Source organism: Chroococcidiopsis sp. (assembly GCF_051657925.1).
Lineage (GTDB): Bacteria > Cyanobacteriota > Cyanobacteriia > Cyanobacteriales > Chroococcidiopsidaceae > Chroococcidiopsis.
Genome location: NZ_JBOFLP010000058.1, coordinates 26,820 through 47,563, shown reverse-complemented (window position 1 = coordinate 47,563; position 20,744 = coordinate 26,820). Strand labels below are relative to the sequence as shown.

Here is a 20,744-nt window from a genome sequence, read left to right as displayed (position 1 = left end):
TGTAGCGCGCTTTAGCTAGAGCTGGTTTGTAGGTACGAACTGGCATTATTTACGCTTTGCTAATTTTGCCAAGCTAAATCCATTTGCCAATCCTAATAGATAAGGAGTTATTAGTAGCATAAAAGGCATAAAATGTTTTGATGATATTCCTGCCCAGATGCAAACTCCTAGCCATGCTAATGATGTAAGAACTATAGCTATTTTCATTAATTCAATCCGTTTGCACTAGCCAAATGTTTCTTGACATAAACCACCGACACTAATGCCATGCAAATCATGTAAAAAATCTGCTTCCTAAATTCCTCATCCTCAGCAGTAGCATCCAGATTGCAATCTTTGAGTAGAGTTCTGGTTTTATCGGGATACATTGCCAGGTACGCAACCGTATCGAAAATGAATTCTCGTACTTCCTTGTTTGCAAGCAAATCTACAAAATTGCGATCGCCCCTCCACTGCAAAGGGCAGAAATCTAACTCTAGCTGCTCGGTAGGAGTATTGCTGTGCTTGATGGAGAATTGGTAAGCATTTTCTACAATTCTCGGTGGTAGGTGCGTAGCAATTTTAGCAAACGATTGAGCTTGATGCTCGTAATGTTTATGAATTTGTTGGTTGTTCATAATCTGTAAAAGGCATTAACTCATCAGCTAAAACATCAATTGATGGCAGATTGGCAAAATGCGTAAATAGAACGTTTAGAGCTTCTACTGGTGTTTTGTCACATCCAGCAATTCCAGATTGTAAATCTTCTCCGATTAAAGCGTACCATTCATCGCCGTCTTTAAAGACTCGAATAGTAAGCTTAAGCTCAAACTTTTGTGATTGCATCATTGCTGTTGTTCTATCTCTCGTATCATTTGCTTCATTCTCTTTTGTAACTTAATAGAATAAACGAGTATTGTAACTAAATAGCCAAATAAAATTACTCCAGCAATAAATCCTACAATTCCACCAGCAAGCATCAGCTTAGGACAGATTACGCTAATAGCTATCATTATGGGAAGCGGAAGTGTTTTTCTGAGGAGCTGTTGGTATGTCATTGCAATCATGTTTTAAACTCAAAGGTTCTAAAGGATTTTCTATCGATTCATGAAGTTTTAAAGCTTCCTCCAAATATCCTAATATCCAAGCATCTCCATCAGTAAAATGTCCTTTTTTCGCTTTGTATTCTAGTTTAGCTATTACTCTCTTTACTGCTGTTTCTAATATTGACATTACTGCTGCCCCTTTACTTCCTGCTCTATCTGTAACATCGCGCCTTGTACTGCTTCTTTCAGAGCATCCTCATAGCTCGTATCTTTAAATGCTAGTAATAGGATATCAACCATGCGTTGCGCTCCTGCTAATTCTAATGCAGCGCGATCGCTAATAAACTTCATCTGTTCGCGTTGTGCAGCTGATGAACGGGCTTCACGCATCAAGCTAGGCACGAGTGCAAACAACTTAATAATGTCAGGATCGAGTTTATTCGGCGCTTGCTGGTAGGTAGAAGTCAGCTGACGTACCATAGCAAGAGCAATACCTTCTACGCTTTGCAAAGAGCGATCGCCTTCTAACCCATCGTAAGCTTCAGCTAATTGATTGAGCATCTGAGCTTGAGCGCCAATCTCTTTGTAATCATTCCACCATTTGTAACAAGCAGAAAGACAGATATCGTATCCGTGCAAGATGAGCCATTTGTGGATTTGGGTGACATCCGTGTTAAACCGAGCCAGTTTGTCAAACTCGCGGCGTTCTCCTACGCTCATTGATGCGCGGATTTTGTCTAGTTTGTGCTGTCGTTTGCTACGGTTCAAAGTGAGAAATTTTGCTCTTATTTCTACTCCATTATGCGTTTAAACTTTTTAAGGTAAATCGGGGTTGAGATTTTGACTGGCTTCGAGTAATCCAAATTCATATGCTTCTTTAACTGCTAAGATCGCTTTATCTAGTAACTTATTTGCTTCTTCCTGTGTAATTTCTGGATTTATTCTCATTAAGCTATCAATATGTTTCTGTCTGTCGCTAATACCTTCCTGCATAAACTCCTCTTTGCTCTCCATACCTTCCTCCAAATGCCAATCTCGCTCTCGCAGCATCCATCGCTTTTTGAGTAGTTTCGTTCTGAAATCCAGCTTGCTGCATGGTTTTTTGGGTATCCAGATTCATTCCCAGTCGTTCTGTTTCTCCTTTTTGAGATTCGGTTGCTCTCCGTTCCTCGCTGCCTAATTGCATTCCCAACCGAGATGTTAAGCCTGCTTGCTCTCCTGCTGCTACGCGCTCGGTAGATCCGAGTTGCATTCCCAATCGGTTAGTTTGCCCTGTATCGGATAATCGCGCCAAATACTGCTGATTTCCAATATCGCGCTGCTGGTAGCCAGTTCTAAAATCGATATCTCTTTGCTGTTGCAATTCAGTAGAAGCAATTCCTCTTTGCTGTTGCAATTCAGTAGAAGCGATACCTCTTTGCTGTTGCAACTCTTCTGAAGCAATCCCTCTTTGCTGCTGCAATTGTTGATTCGCAATATCAACATCTTGATATTGTCTGTTGTAATCAAATTGTTTCGCTGCTGCTTGCATTTGATATTTAAAAGCACGTTTCTGAGCTTTTTTTCTGCTGCCTCCACCAAACAAGCCACCTAGTAAAGATGCTGCACCGCCTACTAAAAATCCAGTCATAATTAATTACTTGGAGTATAAGAACCAAATACAGTAGAAAATCCGCCAGTTTTGCCAAAAGCCTTACTCAAGCTCGCTATTCCTGAAATCGCAGCATCACGCTCCATCTTTTTATTCTCATATTTCTGCACTAATTTAAGTTGCTCCTCTGCACTCATCGGAGTTTGATAGCCGAGCAGATCGCGAGAGATGTAGATATTTCCATCGTTGCCAATTCTCGCTCCTGCTTGGAAGCTGTTATCGCGATCGCTCGTATCAATACTTCCTGCTGACGTACTCGATTCAATTTGAGGAGGAGCATTATCAGTTTGAGTTTCGGTACGATTGTTCAAAACGTATTGCAAGCGCTGATGTCCGTAATCGTATTTAGGAGAAGCTGTAGATGCTCCGGTTATTCCTGAATTAACTTTAGGCATGACCGCTTGTAATGCTGTCATTCCTGGGTTACTACGAATCATAAAAAATCTCACTCTTTACAGAAATTTTAACCTTCATCCGCACAACTACAGACGACATTTTTATGTAAGTTTCAGACGATAGATGTAACGAATGTTAAATGTGTGACAAATGAAACTTTTAGGATTGGCTATTGCAGTAACAATTTTAGTAATTCCAAGTACAGCTAAGGCAGAATGGATTTACGTATCTTCCAGCGAAACAGCCGATGTTTATGTAGAAGACAGATCGATAAATCAGCAGCAAGATATCGTTCAATACTCGAAGTTGGATGTGTTTGCTAAACCGCTCGGAGGTAGATTTAAAAGAGTTGTATCTCAAAATGCTATTAGTTGTAGTAGCAATACTACAGTTACTCTACAATCTAACGGTTTTGCTAGCAATGGTAGACCTTTAGATGGTAATCCTTACACTCTCAACCGCGTAACAGACATCGTTCCTGGCACTGTAGGACATGCAATTGAGCAAATGGTTTGTGGAAACTGATTTCAGCTTTTTGAGCTAAATTAGAGTGTGAAAAATTTTTGGGGTATCGAAAATTTCGAGCAATTTGCGTCTGCCAGCTAAAAAAAAGGTTTATGAGCGATCGCGGTATACTAACGATCGCAACCTCAATCCAGTTTTATCAAACAGGTTACCGTTTCAAACTTATCCTCTAGAGATGAGAAAGCTATAACTACAGCGCAATTGAGAGGATTGTAATCGTCAATAGCTGAAAGTATTGCTTTAGTTCTCTCGTGTTCTAATCCCGCTCGTTCCCATTCAGCGCGAGAATTGTAAATTAGCCAAAATCTGCCATCAGATAGCTTTAACCAAACCGCACCCCTACCTTGATTGATAAATCCAGTCCGAGAGATCGCACCAATCTCGATACATCGCTGGTAAATTACCTCTAGTACCCAAGTATTGTAAACTACGCTGCTACCATCGTTCATCTTCATAACAAGCTAAGATACAGCACAAAGAGTAGTAAACCAGGATTGCAACAATTGCTACAATTGCTGCAAGTATAACGATCCGAATCATCTACGTATACTCCGAGTAACAGCAATCGCGATCGCGCTGACAACAATACCGCCAACAATAATTCCTTTAGCAAAATTAACCGATGATGGTTCAATCAAGAAGATTGTCAATCCGATAAAAGCTACAGAAATTTGACCGAGAATAATTTGGAGAATAAATAACTGTCGAGCAATATCAGCTAATAACTTCTGCTCTAAGTTGTGCATAAGATAGAAGCGAGTATAGAAGTTTCCTCTACGATATTAGCTTTGTTTTATTCTTGAATTTCTCGCGGTCTTGCTAAGATTGTAGTCTGTTGGGAATCTACTGCTACATTGGTAGATTCTTTCTTAGCTCCGCTAGGATTTGGATTGACCCATAACGCTACACAACTACCGAGCAATCCAAAGTAAGCAGAATCGTTTCGTCGATCTGAATTAGATTGTCCTGATAGCTGCGACATGCAAAATAGGGCAACTCCAGCGCTGAAAGCTACAGTAACGACAAATTTGTAAAGTTCGATTCGTTCGTTTAAAGTTAAGTTATTTCTACTCATAGCAATTCTACAGATGGCAATACACAATTTAACAAAGATAATGTGTATTGCAAATATAGTTTAGATACTTACATTTACTCTCCTCGATCCCCGTCGAGGATTATTTTTATGAATACTCTTGAAACAATTGTTACTCCTGTTAAGTTGCAAGATGCCTCGATTGAAGTTGTTAAAGCAGTCCAATTAGAACTAGTCAGGATAGGATTGCTGGATAAAGTGGATGGAATTGCTGGAGCGAAGACGATAGGAGCATTTCATCAATTTAAACAATTAGCAAGTTTGGGCGATTACGATACTCTAGGGCAAACGACAGCTAAAAGATTGTTGGAGTTTCAAGTCAAGCGCGGTATAACTCCCGAATCAGTACTAAAGATCGCAACTTCCTACCTCGGATATAAAGAATCTCCTCCTGGTAGCAATCGGACAAAGTTCGGCGAATGGTATGGAATGGATGGACAGCCTTGGTGCGCCCAATTTGTAAGTTACTGTTTCTATATCGCTGGATTGCCTTTACCTGCTACTACTTCTAAAGGATTTGCTTACTGTCCTTATGGTGTAAATTGGTTTAAGCAACTGAAGCGATTTTATACTACTCCTGCGGTAGGAGACGTTGTATTTTTCGATTGGGGTAAAGATGGTGTCAGCGATCACGTTGGAATTGTAGAAGCAGTAAACCTTGATGGGACTGTAACCACGATAGAAGGAAATACGAGCGCGAGCAACAATTCTAATGGTGGAGAAGTACAGCGCCGCAAGCGATCGCTATCCCAGATTCAAGGGTTTGGCAGACCGAGCTATAAATAATGTTTATGATTCTGCATCCTTTATGCAACAGAGGTTACAGAGGTTACTAAAACCGCCATTATCGCAACCAAGTAATATTATCCTTACTGTCTGGTAGACTATCCAGCGTATAAACTGGCAGACGGTAGGGATGGAAATAGATAAAGTATCGATTACTAAGTTAGAAAAGCGTTACAGCATTGCTAAATCGGTATTGTACGATCGGATGAACGCGCTCGGTATCAAACCTGAGAAGATAGGCAATCGCTCCTATTTAAGCGGAGAGCAGTTGCAATTACTCGATGAATTGCAAGAGCATATGAAATCTGGTGGTAGTTTGGCAATGTTTGCAGATCGAATAAGCAAGCAGACAGCCGAACAATCAAACATGATGGTAGCCGGACAGACTACCGAACAATCTACCGAACAATCTGCCTTACTAAGAATCGTAACTGCGTCTTTGTTAGATCGACAACCTGCACCTACTACGCTAGATCCATTTGAAAATCGCCGTAAGCTTAAAGAAATAGCAGAGGAAGGATGGCATATCTCTACATCAGAATTGCTACCTCTACTCGGATTGAAATCGATTCCACCCCTTGACGACCACAACCGATTTACGCGCATGGGATTTGTATTTTGGAAGGTAGGCAAAGTAGGTAGAGAGTACGAATGGCGGATAACTAAAGTTCAGTCCTAGATTTCTGCGTTTGTGCTACCAACTTCTCTACAGTTTCGATTAACTCGATAATCGCTTGTGATTGCAGCGTCGTTACTGTTAATAACTGCTGCGCTACTTTTTGTTGAGTTAAGGTCGCTTGTGCTATTTGTCCTGCAATCTGTTGCAATTGAGTGTAGTTATCCGCGTTCATGCCAAGATATCATTACGGCAGTACTTTTGTATTATCGCGCTATGGCAGCAGTTAAAACCATCAAAATAGATAAGTTGCAACCGGACACGAACAATGCAAACGCTCATACTCAAAGAGGTATGGGAGTTTTAGAGAAATCGTTGCAGAATTATGGAGCTGGCAGATCGATACTTATCGATCGCAATAATCGGATTATTGCTGGTAATGCTACTACTGAGATAGCTTATTCAATTGGGTTAGAAGATGTATTAGTAGTAGAGACGCGAGGAGAGCAGCTCGTAGCAGTTAAAAGATTAGACCTGGATCTAGACGATCCAAAAGCGCGTCAACTAGCTTTGAGCGATAATCGTGTAGGAGAATTAAACCTCAGTTGGGATGTCGAGCAATTAGTAGCAGATTTCAATCTACTCTCCTCCACTAACTTATGGAATGAGAAAGAATTGCAACTCATCCAAGATGGAGCAGATTTATTGCAATTTGAAGCGATCGCAGCAGGAGAAGCAGTAGCAAAAGAGGAAATATCAACCTCTACTGCGACAGAGACAACTAAAGATGAATCGGGATTGTTACCCTTCCACGTCCTACTAAGCCAGCAGCAGCGAGAGCGATTGTTTACCGCAATATCTGAAGCTAAGAGCAAGCATGGGTTAGAGACGACAGCAGAAGCGTTAGATGTCATCGTACAGGAGTATTTAGGATGAAAAGCGATTTTGCAGATTATACAAATGTCAGATTTGAAACTGAAATTGAGACTAGAATTGCTCACGAACTGACTCAAAAGTTAGTTGAAAATCAATTGAAAATTATTGAGAAAGCGCAAAATCTAGTTTTATCAGATATAAATTCAACCAAAATATCTATAGTAACCGAAGCGATAGAAGGATTAGAAATATTGCTGTCAGGATTAAAAGCTGGGGATTTTGTCATAGTAGCCAAGCCATGAATAAATCATTCATTTCTTACGAATTGGAACACAAAAAGCTTGTCGATCTGAGCGATGATGAATTCCCGACTAAATTGCGGATGTGGAATGGCAAGGAAGTATCGCTTAACCTACCTTGGTCGGAATATTTTACTCACTTCGGATATGTTTACGAAGGGGTAATTAGATTGCATAACTCCTGCGGGGATAGTTACGAATTACGAGCAGGAATGTATTTCAGTTTGCCAGGAGGAGGAATTATCTGGGGAGATGGAAGCGGTATCGTAGTTACTCATCTGGAGTACAAAGGAATGTTTAGCATCGGTGGACCAGTAGAGGAGACGGGCAGGTTGCGCTATGTCTCAGGATGTACTGATAGTTTACTGATTCCGCCAGTCATGAAGGGCGATCCGTGTTTTAACGCGCTGTACTTTCCTCCACATATCGAGCAAGTACCCCACACACACCCAAGTATAAGAGTAGGTATGGTAGTCAGTGGTGAAGGGCAATGTGTTATGCCAGAAGGAGTAACGAACCTAGAACCAGGTCAGGCTTTTGTCATTCCTGCTAATCAGTTGCACTCATTCTGGACGCTAGAGCAACCGCTCGTAGTTGTCGCGTTTCATCCTGATTCTGACTATGGTCCTACTCATGAAGACCACCCGATGCTAAACAAAACAATAGTAGATGGGGTGTCAGCTGCAAAACTGGAGAGAGTACGCACCCATGCCAGTTAAGCAGCATATCGATAAATCAGTCTACGAGATGTCATTGGAGCGAATTCATTTACTCTACGACCGCTTCGATACAGTTGTCGTCTCCTTTAGCGGCGGGAAGGATTCTACAGTATGCTTTAACTTAGCTTTACAAGTAGCAACCGAACGCAACCGGCTACCTCTAGATGTCTGTTTTATTGATGAGGAGTGCTTGACTCCTGAGACTGAGGAGTATTTAGAGCGAGTGAGATCGCGTCAGGATGTCAGATTTGCTTGGGTGTGCGTACCAGTCAAACACCGTAATGCTTGCTCTAGGACTCAACCCTATTGGTATCCCTGGCATCCCGACGAGCGATCTTTATGGGTGCGGCAGCTACCAGCAGGGGCGATTACCAGTATTCCAGGATTTCAGGTAGGGATGAATGTCCCCGATATCATGGCGCTGCTCTATCCCCCTAAGAACGGCAATGTTGCTTGTATTCGAGGTATTCGGACTGCTGAGAGTATCAGGCGGTTGCAGTCAGTAACCAAGCGCGAAGTAGATAACTGGATTTGCCAGAATGCGACGGGGAAGTATGGAAACTACTACCCTTGCTCTCCGATTTACGATTGGAGCGTCTCAGACGTGTGGGTTGCACCGCAGCAGTTTCTCTGGGATTACAACCGCCATTACGATATTCAAGCGATGGCAGGAATATCTAAGAACCTGCAACGGGTAACGCCGCCATTCGGAGAGGAACCGCTGAATGGATTGTGGCAGTTTGCAACTTGCTGGCCGGAGCTATGGGAGCGGATGCTACTGCGAGTTGATGGAGTAGCAACCGCTTGGAGGTATGCACTGACTGATTTGTACGGTACTTCCCCCAAGGAACCGCCGCCAGGAATGAGCTATCGCGATTGGTGTTACTCGCTCATCGAGCTATACGAACCGGAGGATAAGGCGCAGATAGCAGCTAGCGTTACGCAAATGATTAAACTGCATCGCTCCAAGACTAAACGCTCAATTCCCGAAACTGAAGCAGATCCAGTTAGCGGGTTGAGTTGGAAGTGGCTTGCTAAGTGTATTAACCAGGGAGATTTGAAAGGGAGGAAAGCAGGGCAGCTATTAAAACACGCACAAGTTCGATGCGACAAGCTAGGAATAACTTATGAGGAGGCGCTGAAGCTAGATGATAACGGATTATAAGGATGCTCCTCCTGCAACAGTAGGACTCGTATTTCGAGAAGGATTGCGCGCTGCAATTATAAATCAACTTCAAGAACGTAAAGCTATCGTTAACGGCAATACCGTAAACATTTCAAGTTTTGGCACTTCTTTGAGCTTTCTTATCTACTTCGATGCCGAACAGGAAGAGAATTGCTTGGAATTTACAGATAGAGACGTATTAAGCAAGTATCTCAATCGGCGCGAAGATCCTCAAGCTTGGATGATGGTTTTACTTGGATTTCTAGAGAAACGTTACAAAGCTGCTTCGTGCAATCCTTCCTAATATGACTAAACTAGCGATCGCTAATACATACAATCAACCAATCGCTCAAGTACATTGGCTTGATCGCGATTTACTCGATCCTAATAATTACAACCCAAATACTGTATTTGCTCCAGAATTAGAACTACTCAAAACATCCATACTTGAAGATGGCTGGACGCAACCGATTGTTACTCTACCTGAACAGAATGGTAGGTATCAAATCGTAGATGGATTTCATAGATGGAAAGTATCAGCTGATGATGAAGTGTATCGATTGACAAATGGATTCGTCCCTACAGTCCAGGTCAAACTAGATCCGGTACACCAGCAAATGTCTACAATTAGACATAATCGCGCCAGGGGTACTCATGGAGTGCTGAAGATGGCGAGTATAGTTAGGGAGATTCTAGCAGCCGGAGTAAGCGAGAAAGAGCTGATACAGCGATTGGGAATGGAGCGAGAGGAAGTAGTTAGGTTGAATAACCGCGCGGGAATGCCAGAGCAAGCAGGAAAACAGGAGTTTGGGAAAGCATGGATACCGAAATCTAATCGTTAACGCCGTTTGAATCTCAGTTTTTTCATAGAAATACAGTTAATCTCCTGTGTCTCAATTACAGGATAGTTAGAAGATGTTAAATCCACGAAATTCTCCTGCGACTCCAGCCCAGGATAAACGTTAGATGTTATATCGGTCATCTTGAAACCTATTTGTTTTTTATTCCGCTCTCCATCATACATTAATCCTCCATATTCTTCTACTTTTCGCTTCCAAAAGACAATAATAGAACAATAACGTAAATATTTTTTAATAATTCGTTCTTCGTGCAGTTGAGAAATTATTTCACCAAGAGATCTACGATAAGCGATTATCCAAGCAGCACGAATTAAGCGATTAAGTTTTTCGTCTTCAACCTCAGTGTCTATTTGTTTATAATCTAACTTTGTTAAATCCAAATACTTTACAAGTAATTCTCCTGCATCTTGTGGATATGGATTGGGAGTAGGAGGATAACGCAACCACCTATCAAGATGTAATAGCGGATCGCCGCAATTTATACGTATACCTTCACGTTCATGTCTCCTAATATCAGAAAGTGACATTTCGCGGAGATTTCCGCAATCGCATTGAAATCGCCAAGTCGGTTTTCTGGAAGAATCTTTCTTTCCTGTAAGTGCAATAGCTGTCAAGTTTCCAAATTTTTGCCCAGATATATTTTGAGGACGACGTTTATTATCTATCAATCCTAATCTTCTAGCACATCCACAAGATGCTCGCTGATAAGAAAAACGGTCAAAATTTCCTCTAGGACGTTCAATTATAGTTCCGCAATCACATTGCAAGAGCCATAATTGCCTATTCCTTCCATCAGATGTACGCCGCCATTCTCCCTTACCTAAAACGGTCAGCATACCGAATCTCTGCTTAGTACAATCAGGTTTTGCTTTCATCTTTTCAAGCAAAACCTCCACCATTTTTTACCCTCATTAATATCCCACTCTATAGCTATTTTTCCGTTGTCAAAAGCTATTTTGTACTTATCAGGATATCCAGCATACAACTTCACAAAATCAGCTTGAACCCATTCTGGACAATCTAACGTTTTTTCAGCATAGTTAAAAGTCATAATCTACAAAATCTTCTATCTCAGAACAAAAATGTAAACCAAAAAAACTAACCCCACCAGGAACGAAGCTCATAATTGCTAGCGTTAGAGTTAACACAAATAAGCTATGATTAAAAGTTTTCTCATCTTTGGGATAGAGGATGAATTCATCTGCTCTCAAGATTAAGTGCATTGGATAATTGGGATTTTCATCTTCGCACTGTAACCAACAGCGTTCCTCATTACTCACACCGCCTCTATCTTTAATGTGCGTAATAAATTGAGGAACGTTGTGAGCAAGAAGACGTTGCATTTGATGAAACCAAAGTTGTTGCCGATCCAAATAAGTGACTCCAAATATCTTAAATAGTATATTAGTACTAAATCACTTTATTTATTAATGCTCCTCCACCACGACCCACACTCTCTACACGTTTACACGTCTGCTGGTCGGCTTTATCGAATTGGTGATCGCTTTTACCCAGGAGTCGGTACGATTCAGGATGCGACCAACCCAGAACAGACGAAGAAGTGGGAAGAGTGGCGCAAGATTCCTGAGAATGCTGCTAAATCCAAAGCTGCTTGCGATCGCGGTACGCTGTTTCATCAAGCGATGGAGTTTGAGATAATGGGGTCGCTATGGATAGAATTCAGCGTATATCCAGACACGTTTGCTGCAATCTCTTCCTATATCAAATCAGTAGAATCAGTTTTACCTAAAATTACCAATCCGCAGCTAGTTGAATCCGCTATCTGGCACGATGTAGGATGCTACGCCGGAACTGTCGATTTAGTAGCAGAGTATGAAGGAGAACTCAGCATTATCGATTGGAAAACATCGGAGCGACCTAAAGATGGAGTCGGCGATCGCTATCCTCTACAACTTGCTGCTTACTGCGGCGCGATTAACCGGATGTATGGAACGAAGATAAAGCAAGGGGTAATCATTGCTGCTAATGCTGAAAGTGAATGCCAGGTATTTAAGTTTAACCTGAGTAGTTTCTGGCGGATGTGGATCGAGAAAGTTAAACAGTATTGGCGAACAAAAACACCTGACTCGTTTGCCGAGCAGGTGCTAGAGGGATTGAGAGGAAAGTATTAGTTATTGTTCTACCAAACTATCAATAACGCTACCTAGCTCGTCACAATAGACATCCGATACTTCTTGCTTTACTTTCCATTCTAGTTTTTTAATAGTTGCTAACTGCACTGTATAAGTATCTAAAATTCCATCGTATTTAACATATACGTAACCTTTAAACTTAGCACCATTAACTTTAAATTTTAATCCATCTCCCATGTCTACATATTCTCTCGCCCCCCAGCAAAACATCTCAGTTTTTGCTGTCGCTCTTAGCTGTTCGTAAATCGTTTGTCCTACTGTCATTACCTTACATCTTTTATTTGGTAGTCAGACAGTTTAGAGACGTGTCTAGGTCACTTAATTAAGCTACTTGATTAACGTATTCTTTAACGTTTTTCAGCGTTCCGATTGTATGAGTTAAATATTTCTTTCCAGCTACCGTAACAACGTAGTGGCAAGCTTTGCTGTGGTATTTAGCAGTTGCTACAACTTCGTCATTCTCGTTTACAAACTTTACTGATTTGAACTCTTGACCGATTTGCTTTAACATTGTTTTATCTCCTTTCGCTCTCATATTACTATAATAAACTCATTCCAAGAAAAGTAGGTAAAGCAAGTATAAATCTTTTGCTTTAAAATCTTTATCGGCGCTTTACCTACTTACATTCAGTTGAGTTGATAATAGTATGTAGAAGCAAAAGAGTTAAACAAATGACTATTTTAATTGAACTTACTAGCTGTGGAGATTTTGAACATTTTACCGTACAGCAAGAGACAGAGAAAGCATGGAAGATTAACGGTCAATGGTTTCCCAAAAGCGGATTTACTGAAGATGTTAGCGAATGGGTAAACTCAATCGATAAAGTTACAGTTATGAGAAACGTATCTTACAGAATTAAACCCTGGCTCTACAAGAAGTTAGACAACCGACAGCAGAAAGCTCTCGGATTGTTAATGTAAATGACAAAACCATCTTACAAAGGTGGTTTTTTATTCTCTATTTGGATCGTCCAGGGGAGCTATAAAAAATATACCCCAAGGATAAATTCTTTCAGCTTTACATTTGGGACACTCAAAGTAAGGACGATCGCCATAGGTAGGATGATTAACGATAGATTGAATGCATTGCGATTTACAGCGAGAGCAGTTCTTTAGATGTTTCATCTGTCGATACCTTCCTGCAACTTTTACACTGATAGCGTTGCCGACCTTTGCGATCGCTCCCTAGCTTGCGTGTCTCTCCCTCGCAATGAGGGCACGTAGGAGAATCGCTTTTAGGTCTGCCAACTGATAGCGCACCATCGACAAATTGATAACCGCAATCTTTGCAGAGTAGAGCTGGCTTACCTCTACGGATACCAGCTTTGACGACGTGAGTTGAATTACATTTAGGACAGTTCATATTAGAGTTAATCTCCGTCAAATGACGGAGAGATTAATTTATTTACTTAAAACGTTAGAAACTAGAACGGTAACAGTAGCACTTCCTATTAAAGCGAAAGCGAGATTGACAACTTGACCCATAGCATTTTTATAAATTTCTACTTTGTCATTTACATCTTTCATCTCTGTTCTTAATTCTTCAAAGTCAACTCTTAGCTGTTCTACTTCTGACAAATTACTTTCCATGAAAGTACCCCCATAATACTGCTACATTCATAATTACAATCAGAATCCAAGATAACCAAATCATTATCTGTATTCTGTCAACCATAGTTTTACCTCCTTAACTCATACTACTATTCTACACTCAGCTTAATGCAAATAGGTAAAGCTAGGGTAAACTCTACTTATTTAGCTGCTATCAATCTTTGCCGAATCATTACATAAACAAAATTAAGCTCTTGATAAAATTATTTTATAACATTAGATATTTGGTAGTATGAATGATTTTGACACTTCTAAATTTGTATTAGCGGTAATTTGTAAGCGCAATTACGATTGGAATCAAACAAGACAAAGCTTACGCTACACATCTACTCGTCAATGTGTTGAATGCCAAAAAGCTTGGGGTAAAGAATATAGACCAAGATACTATGCAGAGAATCAAGATAGATTGCAACGCAAAGCTAGAGAATACCATTGGGAGAATAGAGATAAACGATTAGAGCAAATGGCAGAGTATAGTAAAACAGAATCTGCAAAAGCTAGCAAAATTAAACACAGAGAGCAGAACAAAGATTCTTTAAATGCTAAGACGAGAAAATGGAGAGAGCGCAATGCTGAACACGTATCAAGTTATAATCAAAAGCATTACCAAGAAAATTTAGAGTATCACAAGCAACGAAGTCAAAAGTACCGTCAAGACAACCAAGATAAAATATCTACTTACGAGAAAAATCGGCGGCAGCAGAATCGAGATTTCTTTATTTCCATTAACAGAGTTTACCGTCAGACAGAACACGGTAAATTAGTTCGCTTGCTTAACGAACAGCAACGCAAAGCTCGGAAGTGCAATGCTTATATTCCTTATACTGCAAACGACATTAAAGCTAGGTTTAATCAGTTTGAGTACAAATGTGCTTATTGCGGAAAACAGGAATCATTAACAATTGACCATGTAATAGCTATCAGTAAAGATGGTAAAGATTGTATTTCTAACATAATCCCTGCCTGTCTTAGCTGTAACTCTAGTAAGTACAACAGGGAAGTTTATACTTGGTATGCCCAACAATCTTTCTTTGATGAAAAACGCTGGGCAAAAATTCAAGAACTGCTATTTGATGAAGTATAAAGCTTGTTTAGCGCGAGTATATGCAACATACTGGAGGTTGGCTTCCTGCGTCCTTTCCCATTCTTGCTGATTTTGCCACTTTAAAGGTAGTTTGTCAGGTTGCAGTATGAATACTCGATCATTCTCTAAACCTTTGCATCGATGTACCGTAGAGAGCATGACAGAAGCTCTACCATCACTAAATAGAGATTCGATTTCTCTGCACAATTCCTCTACTGAATTAACCTCAAAAGCTTCAAAGCAAACCTCAATTCCTTGAATGCGATCGCGTAACGATTCAATTTGAGATTGAGCGTTTTTCTTCTGCTCTAATTTCGCTACTTTCTTTTCCTCGTACTCTTTTAGAAAAATGCCGAAGTCGTCAAAGGTAAAATCAGGATGCTTTGCTACTTCTTTGACAATTGTAGTTAAACTTTTACCGATATCTCTACCTCTTACCCGTGCTGGTATCCTCTTAGCGATCAGCTCGATGCAGAGTTTAATGACGGGAGCAGTGCATCTGCTAATAACTAAATCCCCTTCTTGGATACGATCGCTTACTTTATTGCGCTTAATTTCCTCAATAATTCCTTCTGGTGCGTTCTCTCTCGCAACGATTGTCGGAACGATAGTTTGAGCGAGTTTGATGTGAGAGCTAGGGCAGCGATAGCAAATCGAGAGTGGTAGTACAGTTGCATTGGTGCGCTTAATGATTTGCTGAATGCTCTCGCTCGATGCTCCAGCGAAGCCAAAAATCGCTTGACTCTCATCTCCGACAAATAGCATCCGACCTCCAGGCGATCGCAACTTGAGAACTAAATCGAGTTGAGCTGGGGATAAATCTTGCGCTTCATCACACATAACCCACTGAACTTGTTTAGGAATTAGCCCCCAAGCATGAGGTAGGTAGAGCATATCGTCATAATCGATAACTCCTCTATTTCCTGCTAACCTATCTCCTTCCCTCAGCATCCCCAGCAAGGGACGGTAGAGCAGATCGAGAGTAAAATCATTCTCTAGCACGCTGTAGTGGTAGCAGGTTTCTTCTACAGCTGCGCGATCGCTTACATCAGTCAAGGTAACGCGGATAAAGTGAGCGAGTTGCTTGAGTTGGGATGCAACAGCAGCAACAGTTGGCGGTTCGTCTGGTTCGGGAATGTCTTCATCCTCTAGCTTCTGTTGATTCCACATCTGCAAATCTTGGATGTAGCGATATCTCAATCCTTCTGCTATTTCTTCAGCATAGAGTTTAGCCAACTCTAAGTATTTATTCTCATCTAACACGACTCTACCTAAATGCGATCGCAAAGTAGTGTGACCGATGCTATGGATGGTTTTACAAATCATATTGCTGACTCGTTTGGATAGCTCATCGGCGATATGCTTGTTAAATGCGAGAAATATCGCGCTATCGGTATAGAGGAGTTTGGATGCTTCTACTAGCGTCGAGGTTTTACCCGATCCAGCTGCTGCTTTTACTACTGCATCTCCTCGCCCTTCTTTGATCCAATTGAATATCGCTTGCTGGTAGTGGCTAGGGGTAAATGTTTTCTGTAATATTTGCATATAATTAACCTCGCAAACTTTCCCAATACCCTATTTGGCTTAACTTAGAAATTGCCTCTTCAACAGAAATTCTTTCTAGTTCGCTAACAACCAAAGCTTGCTTATATCGCTGCATTAAAATGTAAAAAGCTTTGCCAAACGGTAAATTGTGCTGTTCTGCTACTTTCATAACTTCGGCATGAATGGCTAACTGTATTTCTATTGGCACATCTGGTAGAATTTCCATTTCTCTAATTCCAACTATCGATTAATTCTTCTGCTGCGAATTCAGCTTGGTCTAAACTTGGGTATGGATAACTACTTACTATGTTCTTCTGATTTGGCATTTCAATCGTTGTCTCATACCAGAAAGTCTTCTGTTGAAAATCAGTATTAAGCAAAATATTAATCCAAAATCCTTTGTATTGGTATCGCTTGCTGTGTTGAGCTGCTCTACATTTAAAATTCATATTGATGCGAGTAATAGTTTGAATAAAGCAGTTTTAAATCTTACTCAGGACACTAAGTTAAGCTGCTGCAACCTCGTGAAATCTACCTCCTACTTGCCAGTTCTTAAAGTATTCATTCAATGAACCGCAAGCTAATGTAGAGAGCGTAGCGTAGATATGTTTGCAACACCTTGTAGATTTCATTACCCGCCATAAGTAAGGATGCTGAGGTAAATATTCAGCCATTTCTTGAAAATCTTTACACGAGCAGGTAACTAAATCTGGAGTGGCGATAACTAAATATCCTGCTTCTGTAATATCTCTGCTATTAACTACATTGAATTGTGCGGGGTTACTACGCTGCGTTACTACATACTCGCTAGCTCTTTCTTTTCTCACTCCCATCGCTAGCTTAAGAAATGCTCTAACTGATACGAATAACGAGCAGATGCCTTTAACCGTGCGGTACTTTACCCACACACAGCAAGTCATAACCTTAACTTCCATCACTTTTAAAACTTCAATACCTTGAGCAACTAAGATTGCTAGAGCGCGGGAAGCTGTATAAACGTATTTCAAAATCCCTTTCATTTGAATATCCTTTTATCTGGTATATCATTATTATACTAACCCGTTAGTTTATTGTCAACAGGTTAGAACTAATTGGTTAGAATGTTTTGACAAAAAGAAAGCTCTCACGATAGAGAGCTAACAGAGTATGGAGTTAAGTAGTTTTGTTATGCGACTAAAGTATTTGCTTCGCTGTAGATGCTCTTAACAGCTTTGTACAGCTCCTCTAAGGTGCAATCGTATAGCTGACAGAGCTTGACAAATTGATCTATCCGCAACTTAGGAATCGTTTTGCCTTGCTCCCAGTTACGAACCGTACTCATAGCAATATCCAACTCAACAGCGACCTGTTCGGCTTTTAATCCGCTTTTCTTCCTTAACTCCATCATGGGACTACGCATATACAACAGATTCTTGACTCTTTTATCCATAGGTTAACACTAAACGGTTAGAACTACCAGTATTATACACTAATCGAGTAGCTCTAACTAATTAGAACTAATCTGTTGACAAATAGCTAACCAGTTAGTATATTAGATATATAAGCAAACGAGACAGCACCTAGAAAACCAAATAGCCAATTCAACCGCCCTGGTTGGGGGTACGCAAGGGGAGAGTGGCAGTAGAGCAAAAGAAAAACCCCGCCCTTGCAACAGACGGGATACCAAATAAAAGGATGTAACTAGTATGACATACGTAACAGAAGCAACAGTAGACGAGATTCCAACTTTGATTTCGTTTTTAGCGGTAGGAGGAATTCAAACCTATCGCTACTTCGTACAGCTAATAACGGTAGCGCAAACGATAGACGATGATTTCTACCAAGTACCTGTAGATCATAAAGTGCTTGATGTGGTGGTAGTTGAGCAAGGTGCGAAAGCGATTGAAGAGTTACTAGAAGAGAAAGGATATCTTAAGGGTTGGAAAATAGTTTGCTTTTGGCAACCTGAAGAATGCGATTGTTTTTAAGTTAACAAGGGTGGATGGTTGATAAAGGGGTGAATGCGATTCACCCCAACAACCGTTTCTATCCACCTCTATTTTATTAGGAATAGAGCAATGAGTGAAATAAACGAAATACGATTTCTATCCAGCATTCCGAAACGTGGTGATTATTATGTTGTATCCGAATACAAGGATGAAAAAGTTTTCTGGTACGCTGCTAAAGGATGGATGGGGATAACACCAATCGAAAGCTTTGTTGAATATGTAAAACGAGGACAATGTAAAACTGTTGTGATTACAGACAAAAATGCGATCAAACCAGTAAAGCTTTCATTCATTAGGAACAATCATGACAACTAAATATGCATTAGAAATGTCGACAAACAACGGGATGAATTGGCAACTAGTAGCGATATTCGATGAGTATTTTGCTGCTACGAGAGCGCAATCCCAGTTCATGTTCAACTATCCTGCAACTGCAATATTCCAAGTTAGGTACATTTACGTATGAGAACTAAAAACATATCCGTTACCTATGGTAGGAAGTTTAACTTAGGTAACTACGAATCGTTAGAGTTATCAATTCAAATGTTTACTCAAGTTGATGAGGATGAAGACCCTGAAGCAGTAGCACAATTCTTATGGATGCAAGCGCGAGATAGCGTAAAATTGCAAGCAGAGCCGATACTTAAAAAAGCAAAAAATCGAGTTAACGTTAAATATAACGTTAACAGTTTTGAAGAACTATTACCCGATTTAGGAGATTGTTATGAGCGACAATAAAGCAGCATTGTTTCAAAAAATACTGGCAGTTCAAAAAGCATTAGAACCGTTAGAAAAATCTGGTAAGAACACTTTCCAAAATTATAAATACACGACTGCTGGCGACGTACTCTTACCAGCTCAAGCAGCTTGTAACGAGCATGGATTAGTTATTATTGCAGATGTCATCGAGAGCAAAATAGAACCAGGAAAAGCAAGCTGTATCGTACAACTTACAGTTATCGATACAGAAACGGGAGAATCACATTCGATTACTGCTCCTGGATACGCTGAGGATTTTAGCTGGAAAGAAGGTAGACCGACAGGAGATAAAGCGATTTACAAAGCGACAACGGGAGCGACAAAATACGCGGTTCGCTCGTTTTTCCTCCTACCATCGGAAGACGATCCAGAAAAAGTTCCTAAATCCGTTCCTCAAAATCTAAACTTACTGAAAGCTAGCGATGCCGAGTTAAAGCGTTTAGGTTGGGGTAACGAGAAAGGTAAATTGTTTTTACAGGAAAAATTTGGTAAGTATAGCCGCTCTCAACTTACTGAAATTGAATTGCAGCAATTTATTGCACATTTAAAAGCTTTACCTACTCCAGTAGTACAAAACGCTCAGAGCTAGTTATCTTTACAAGCGTGTTTTTCCACAATGTAATCAATAATCATTTTGGCTAAACGCGCTACTTCTGTTTGAGGTAGCTGTCGCACAGTTAGCATGATATCTTCAGCTATCCAGTACTTTTGTTCTGTCTCGATTAGGTCTTCCTCTTGCATTGCGATCGCTTGCAACTGACGAACCGTGAACCCAGTATGAGGTGCTAGCTTTTCTAAAGTCGAGTATTCTGGCATTTTAGAATCTTCGATTTCAATCCTGCGAATGACTCCATGACTAATACCTGTAATTCTCTCAAATTCTCGATAGCTCGAATTGCCCCTCGCTTGTCTGCAAATCTTTGCTAGCTTCTTTAATCCGTTAAACGTATATCCTCTACCATTGATGCTCATGTTACTATAGTCGTTACATTTGATACAACATAAGTAACATGAGTTACGCTACTTGTCGATAGTAATTACTACAGACGTATATCTATCTCTAGAGAGATTACAAAGCTAAGGTAGCTCAGAACCTTTTTGTTCCGCCGCCGCTGCCGCAGAGTCGATAATTTTAGCAACGACTAACCAAGCTGCATCATCTGTTTGCTGATCTTCAGCTTCCTTATGAGCATAATTACTTAAAGCTCTTAAAATTTCGCTAAATCGGCATTTTTGCTGTTCTAGCGTTCGCGTCCAAACTTCAATCATTCCAAGTAAAATCGAGCGATGATAGTAGTTTGTTATACCTTCCGCAACTTGCAAATCTATAGTAGCCGAACGACGCTCTAATTGAGTTGAATCCAGTTTTTCTGCTGCTGTAGCTAATAAAGAACTAACTAGTTTCCAGTTGGGATTTTCAGTTTCTTTATTACTTTCAATCTCAGCATATTCAGCTAGAGCTACTAGCACATCGCTGAAATACAGATTTTGATGGTTCTTAACGAACCGGATGGTTTCGCGAATCATATTGAGTAGAGTCAGTTCTTTCGCATACTCCGCCATTCGTTGCAAGACTTCTGAATATTCCATTCT

General features: G+C 40.5%; 40 protein-coding genes. 16 read left to right on the top strand and 24 right to left on the bottom strand.

The features are described from left to right. Positions 1-206: 206 nt before the first annotated feature. From ACRC32_RS04615 to ACRC32_RS04585, 7 genes are all read right to left on the bottom strand, one after another. Positions 207-617, bottom strand: a complete 411-nt coding sequence (locus ACRC32_RS04615; protein WP_438552883.1) for a hypothetical protein — start codon at positions 615-617, stop codon at positions 207-209. Continuing rightward, positions 595-828, bottom strand: coding sequence for a hypothetical protein (locus ACRC32_RS04610; RefSeq protein ID WP_438552882.1), 234 nt, complete (start codon positions 826-828; stop codon positions 595-597). Before ACRC32_RS04610 ends, ACRC32_RS04615 begins: the two co-directional genes overlap by 23 nt. A 150-nt stretch (positions 829-978) precedes the next feature. Next, positions 979-1,212, bottom strand: a complete 234-nt coding sequence (locus tag ACRC32_RS04605) for a hypothetical protein (RefSeq protein ID WP_438552881.1) — start codon at positions 1,210-1,212, stop codon at positions 979-981. Next, positions 1,212-1,745 carry a hypothetical protein gene (locus ACRC32_RS04600; protein WP_438552880.1) on the bottom strand — a complete coding sequence of 178 codons (534 nt, stop codon included), beginning with the start codon at positions 1,743-1,745 and terminating at the stop codon, positions 1,212-1,214. The genes ACRC32_RS04605 and ACRC32_RS04600 overlap by 1 nt, the downstream gene beginning before the upstream one ends. 96 nt (positions 1,746-1,841) lie before the next feature. Further along, positions 1,842-2,018: a hypothetical protein gene (locus ACRC32_RS04595; RefSeq protein WP_438552879.1), complete on the bottom strand. Its 177-nt coding sequence runs from the start codon at positions 2,016-2,018 to the stop codon at positions 1,842-1,844. Next, entirely contained in the window at positions 2,002-2,655 is a 654-nt protein-coding gene (locus tag ACRC32_RS04590; protein ID WP_438552878.1) for a hypothetical protein, read from the bottom strand. The genes ACRC32_RS04595 and ACRC32_RS04590 overlap by 17 nt, the downstream gene beginning before the upstream one ends. Before the next feature lie 2 nt (positions 2,656-2,657). After that, complete coding sequence (locus ACRC32_RS04585) at positions 2,658-3,113, bottom strand: hypothetical protein (RefSeq protein WP_438552877.1); 456 nt, start codon at positions 3,111-3,113, stop codon at positions 2,658-2,660. Between the two features lie 109 nt (positions 3,114-3,222). Here ACRC32_RS04585 and ACRC32_RS04580 point away from each other — a divergent pair, with 109 nt between their 5' ends. Beyond that, positions 3,223-3,597, top strand: a complete 375-nt coding sequence (locus ACRC32_RS04580) for a surface-adhesin E family protein (protein ID WP_438552876.1) — start codon at positions 3,223-3,225, stop codon at positions 3,595-3,597. 125 nt (positions 3,598-3,722) lie between these two features. On the opposite strand, the gene ACRC32_RS04575 is transcribed toward ACRC32_RS04580, so the two are convergent. The 3 genes from ACRC32_RS04575 to ACRC32_RS04565 form a co-directional block, all read right to left on the bottom strand. Next, a complete protein-coding gene (locus tag ACRC32_RS04575) occupies positions 3,723-4,052 on the bottom strand; it encodes a hypothetical protein (RefSeq protein WP_438552875.1) in 330 nt (109 codons plus the stop codon). An 81-nt stretch (positions 4,053-4,133) separates the two neighbouring features. Beyond that, positions 4,134-4,343, bottom strand: a complete 210-nt coding sequence (locus ACRC32_RS04570) for a hypothetical protein (protein WP_438552874.1) — start codon at positions 4,341-4,343, stop codon at positions 4,134-4,136. A 47-nt stretch (positions 4,344-4,390) separates the two neighbouring features. Then, positions 4,391-4,672, bottom strand: coding sequence for a hypothetical protein (locus tag ACRC32_RS04565; protein ID WP_438552873.1), 282 nt, complete (start codon positions 4,670-4,672; stop codon positions 4,391-4,393). Positions 4,673-4,780: 108 nt separating this feature from the next. Here ACRC32_RS04565 and ACRC32_RS04560 point away from each other — a divergent pair, with 108 nt between their 5' ends. Together ACRC32_RS04560 and ACRC32_RS04555 are read left to right on the top strand one after the other, a co-directional pair. Beyond that, positions 4,781-5,476: a CHAP domain-containing protein gene (locus ACRC32_RS04560; RefSeq protein WP_438552872.1), complete on the top strand. Its 696-nt coding sequence runs from the start codon at positions 4,781-4,783 to the stop codon at positions 5,474-5,476. Between the two features lie 130 nt (positions 5,477-5,606). Then, complete coding sequence (locus ACRC32_RS04555) at positions 5,607-6,155, top strand: hypothetical protein (protein WP_438552871.1); 549 nt, start codon at positions 5,607-5,609, stop codon at positions 6,153-6,155. Here the strand turns inward: ACRC32_RS04555 and ACRC32_RS04550 are convergent. Next, positions 6,139-6,327 carry a hypothetical protein gene (locus ACRC32_RS04550; protein ID WP_438552870.1) on the bottom strand — a complete coding sequence of 63 codons (189 nt, stop codon included), beginning with the start codon at positions 6,325-6,327 and terminating at the stop codon, positions 6,139-6,141. The genes ACRC32_RS04555 and ACRC32_RS04550 overlap by 17 nt on opposite strands. Positions 6,328-6,368: 41 nt before the next feature. Here ACRC32_RS04550 and ACRC32_RS04545 point away from each other — a divergent pair, with 41 nt between their 5' ends. Genes ACRC32_RS04545 through ACRC32_RS04520 form a run of 6 tightly spaced genes read left to right on the top strand, consistent with a single transcriptional unit; the run spans position 6,369 to position 9,993 of the window. Continuing rightward, entirely contained in the window at positions 6,369-7,028 is a 660-nt protein-coding gene (locus ACRC32_RS04545) for a hypothetical protein (protein WP_438552869.1), read from the top strand. Then, positions 7,025-7,270 (top strand): hypothetical protein, encoded by a 246-nt coding sequence (locus tag ACRC32_RS04540; RefSeq protein WP_438552868.1) that lies wholly within the window; start codon positions 7,025-7,027, stop codon positions 7,268-7,270. The genes ACRC32_RS04545 and ACRC32_RS04540 overlap by 4 nt, the downstream gene beginning before the upstream one ends. Continuing rightward, positions 7,267-7,986 (top strand): cupin domain-containing protein, encoded by a 720-nt coding sequence (locus tag ACRC32_RS04535; protein WP_438552867.1) that lies wholly within the window; start codon positions 7,267-7,269, stop codon positions 7,984-7,986. Before ACRC32_RS04540 ends, ACRC32_RS04535 begins: the two co-directional genes overlap by 4 nt. Continuing rightward, the gene (locus ACRC32_RS04530) at positions 7,976-9,151 is read left to right on the top strand and encodes a phosphoadenosine phosphosulfate reductase domain-containing protein (RefSeq protein WP_438552866.1); all 1,176 of its coding nucleotides are present in this window, start codon (positions 7,976-7,978) and stop codon (positions 9,149-9,151) included. The genes ACRC32_RS04535 and ACRC32_RS04530 overlap by 11 nt, the downstream gene beginning before the upstream one ends. Beyond that, positions 9,135-9,455 carry a hypothetical protein gene (locus ACRC32_RS04525; RefSeq protein ID WP_438552865.1) on the top strand — a complete coding sequence of 107 codons (321 nt, stop codon included), beginning with the start codon at positions 9,135-9,137 and terminating at the stop codon, positions 9,453-9,455. Before ACRC32_RS04530 ends, ACRC32_RS04525 begins: the two co-directional genes overlap by 17 nt. Before the next feature lies 1 nt (position 9,456). Further along, positions 9,457-9,993, top strand: a complete 537-nt coding sequence (locus ACRC32_RS04520; protein WP_438552864.1) for a ParB N-terminal domain-containing protein — start codon at positions 9,457-9,459, stop codon at positions 9,991-9,993. Here the strand turns inward: ACRC32_RS04520 and ACRC32_RS04515 are convergent. The 3 genes from ACRC32_RS04515 to ACRC32_RS04505 are packed head-to-tail and all read right to left on the bottom strand — an operon-like array spanning position 9,990 to position 11,354. Next, entirely contained in the window at positions 9,990-10,910 is a 921-nt protein-coding gene (locus tag ACRC32_RS04515) for a hypothetical protein (protein ID WP_438552863.1), read from the bottom strand. The two genes, ACRC32_RS04520 and ACRC32_RS04515, sit on opposite strands and share 4 nt — an antisense overlap. Beyond that, complete coding sequence (locus ACRC32_RS04510; protein ID WP_438552862.1) at positions 10,883-11,062, bottom strand: hypothetical protein; 180 nt, start codon at positions 11,060-11,062, stop codon at positions 10,883-10,885. The genes ACRC32_RS04515 and ACRC32_RS04510 overlap by 28 nt, the downstream gene beginning before the upstream one ends. Continuing rightward, positions 11,052-11,354, bottom strand: a complete 303-nt coding sequence (locus ACRC32_RS04505) for a hypothetical protein (protein WP_438552861.1) — start codon at positions 11,352-11,354, stop codon at positions 11,052-11,054. Before ACRC32_RS04505 ends, ACRC32_RS04510 begins: the two co-directional genes overlap by 11 nt. Positions 11,355-11,441: 87 nt before the next feature. Between ACRC32_RS04505 and ACRC32_RS04500 the strand changes: the two genes are divergently transcribed. Next, positions 11,442-12,143, top strand: a complete 702-nt coding sequence (locus ACRC32_RS04500) for a PD-(D/E)XK nuclease family protein (protein WP_438552860.1) — start codon at positions 11,442-11,444, stop codon at positions 12,141-12,143. Here the strand turns inward: ACRC32_RS04500 and ACRC32_RS04495 are convergent, their stop codons facing one another. Together ACRC32_RS04495 and ACRC32_RS04490 are read right to left on the bottom strand one after the other, a co-directional pair. Next, positions 12,144-12,428: a hypothetical protein gene (locus ACRC32_RS04495; RefSeq protein WP_438552859.1), complete on the bottom strand. Its 285-nt coding sequence runs from the start codon at positions 12,426-12,428 to the stop codon at positions 12,144-12,146. A 58-nt stretch (positions 12,429-12,486) separates the two neighbouring features. Then, positions 12,487-12,699: a hypothetical protein gene (locus tag ACRC32_RS04490; protein ID WP_438552858.1), complete on the bottom strand. Its 213-nt coding sequence runs from the start codon at positions 12,697-12,699 to the stop codon at positions 12,487-12,489. 137 nt (positions 12,700-12,836) lie between these two features. On the opposite strand from ACRC32_RS04490, the gene ACRC32_RS04485 reads away from it, so the two are divergent. Further along, a complete protein-coding gene (locus tag ACRC32_RS04485) occupies positions 12,837-13,085 on the top strand; it encodes a hypothetical protein (protein ID WP_438552857.1) in 249 nt (82 codons plus the stop codon). A 172-nt stretch (positions 13,086-13,257) separates the two neighbouring features. On the opposite strand, the gene ACRC32_RS04480 is transcribed toward ACRC32_RS04485, so the two are convergent. Both ACRC32_RS04480 and ACRC32_RS04475 read right to left on the bottom strand, forming a co-directional pair. Next, complete coding sequence (locus ACRC32_RS04480; RefSeq protein ID WP_438552856.1) at positions 13,258-13,527, bottom strand: IS1/IS1595 family N-terminal zinc-binding domain-containing protein; 270 nt, start codon at positions 13,525-13,527, stop codon at positions 13,258-13,260. Between the two features lie 38 nt (positions 13,528-13,565). Next, entirely contained in the window at positions 13,566-13,754 is a 189-nt protein-coding gene (locus ACRC32_RS04475) for a hypothetical protein (RefSeq protein WP_438552855.1), read from the bottom strand. 253 nt (positions 13,755-14,007) lie between these two features. Between ACRC32_RS04475 and ACRC32_RS04470 the strand changes: the two genes are divergently transcribed. After that, on the top strand, positions 14,008-14,859 hold the full coding sequence (locus ACRC32_RS04470; protein WP_438552854.1) for an HNH endonuclease: 852 nt from the start codon (positions 14,008-14,010) through the stop codon (positions 14,857-14,859). Here the strand turns inward: ACRC32_RS04470 and ACRC32_RS04465 are convergent. The 4 genes from ACRC32_RS04465 to ACRC32_RS04450 form a co-directional block, all read right to left on the bottom strand. Next, positions 14,842-16,404 carry a UvrD-helicase domain-containing protein gene (locus ACRC32_RS04465; protein ID WP_438552853.1) on the bottom strand — a complete coding sequence of 521 codons (1,563 nt, stop codon included), beginning with the start codon at positions 16,402-16,404 and terminating at the stop codon, positions 14,842-14,844. The genes ACRC32_RS04470 and ACRC32_RS04465 overlap by 18 nt on opposite strands. A 4-nt stretch (positions 16,405-16,408) precedes the next feature. After that, the gene (locus ACRC32_RS04460) at positions 16,409-16,630 is read right to left on the bottom strand and encodes a hypothetical protein (protein ID WP_438552852.1); all 222 of its coding nucleotides are present in this window, start codon (positions 16,628-16,630) and stop codon (positions 16,409-16,411) included. Positions 16,631-16,910: 280 nt separating this feature from the next. Next, positions 16,911-17,423 (bottom strand): hypothetical protein, encoded by a 513-nt coding sequence (locus ACRC32_RS04455; RefSeq protein ID WP_438552851.1) that lies wholly within the window; start codon positions 17,421-17,423, stop codon positions 16,911-16,913. 146 nt (positions 17,424-17,569) lie between these two features. Next, on the bottom strand, positions 17,570-17,833 hold the full coding sequence (locus ACRC32_RS04450; RefSeq protein WP_438552850.1) for a helix-turn-helix transcriptional regulator: 264 nt from the start codon (positions 17,831-17,833) through the stop codon (positions 17,570-17,572). Between the two features lie 256 nt (positions 17,834-18,089). Here ACRC32_RS04450 and ACRC32_RS04445 point away from each other — a divergent pair, with 256 nt between their 5' ends. From ACRC32_RS04445 to ACRC32_RS04430, 4 genes are all read left to right on the top strand, one after another. Beyond that, positions 18,090-18,371 carry a hypothetical protein gene (locus ACRC32_RS04445; protein ID WP_438552849.1) on the top strand — a complete coding sequence of 94 codons (282 nt, stop codon included), beginning with the start codon at positions 18,090-18,092 and terminating at the stop codon, positions 18,369-18,371. 90 nt (positions 18,372-18,461) lie between these two features. Further along, a complete protein-coding gene (locus tag ACRC32_RS04440) occupies positions 18,462-18,707 on the top strand; it encodes a hypothetical protein (RefSeq protein WP_438552848.1) in 246 nt (81 codons plus the stop codon). 147 nt (positions 18,708-18,854) lie between these two features. Then, positions 18,855-19,130, top strand: coding sequence for a hypothetical protein (locus ACRC32_RS04435; protein WP_438552847.1), 276 nt, complete (start codon positions 18,855-18,857; stop codon positions 19,128-19,130). After that, entirely contained in the window at positions 19,117-19,740 is a 624-nt protein-coding gene (locus ACRC32_RS04430; protein ID WP_438552846.1) for an ERF family protein, read from the top strand. The genes ACRC32_RS04435 and ACRC32_RS04430 overlap by 14 nt, the downstream gene beginning before the upstream one ends. On the opposite strand, the gene ACRC32_RS04425 is transcribed toward ACRC32_RS04430, so the two are convergent. Both ACRC32_RS04425 and ACRC32_RS04420 read right to left on the bottom strand, forming a co-directional pair. Further along, complete coding sequence (locus ACRC32_RS04425; RefSeq protein ID WP_438552845.1) at positions 19,737-20,123, bottom strand: hypothetical protein; 387 nt, start codon at positions 20,121-20,123, stop codon at positions 19,737-19,739. The genes ACRC32_RS04430 and ACRC32_RS04425 overlap by 4 nt on opposite strands. 105 nt (positions 20,124-20,228) lie before the next feature. Then, entirely contained in the window at positions 20,229-20,741 is a 513-nt protein-coding gene (locus tag ACRC32_RS04420) for a hypothetical protein (RefSeq protein ID WP_438552844.1), read from the bottom strand. Positions 20,742-20,744 lie beyond the last annotated feature (3 nt).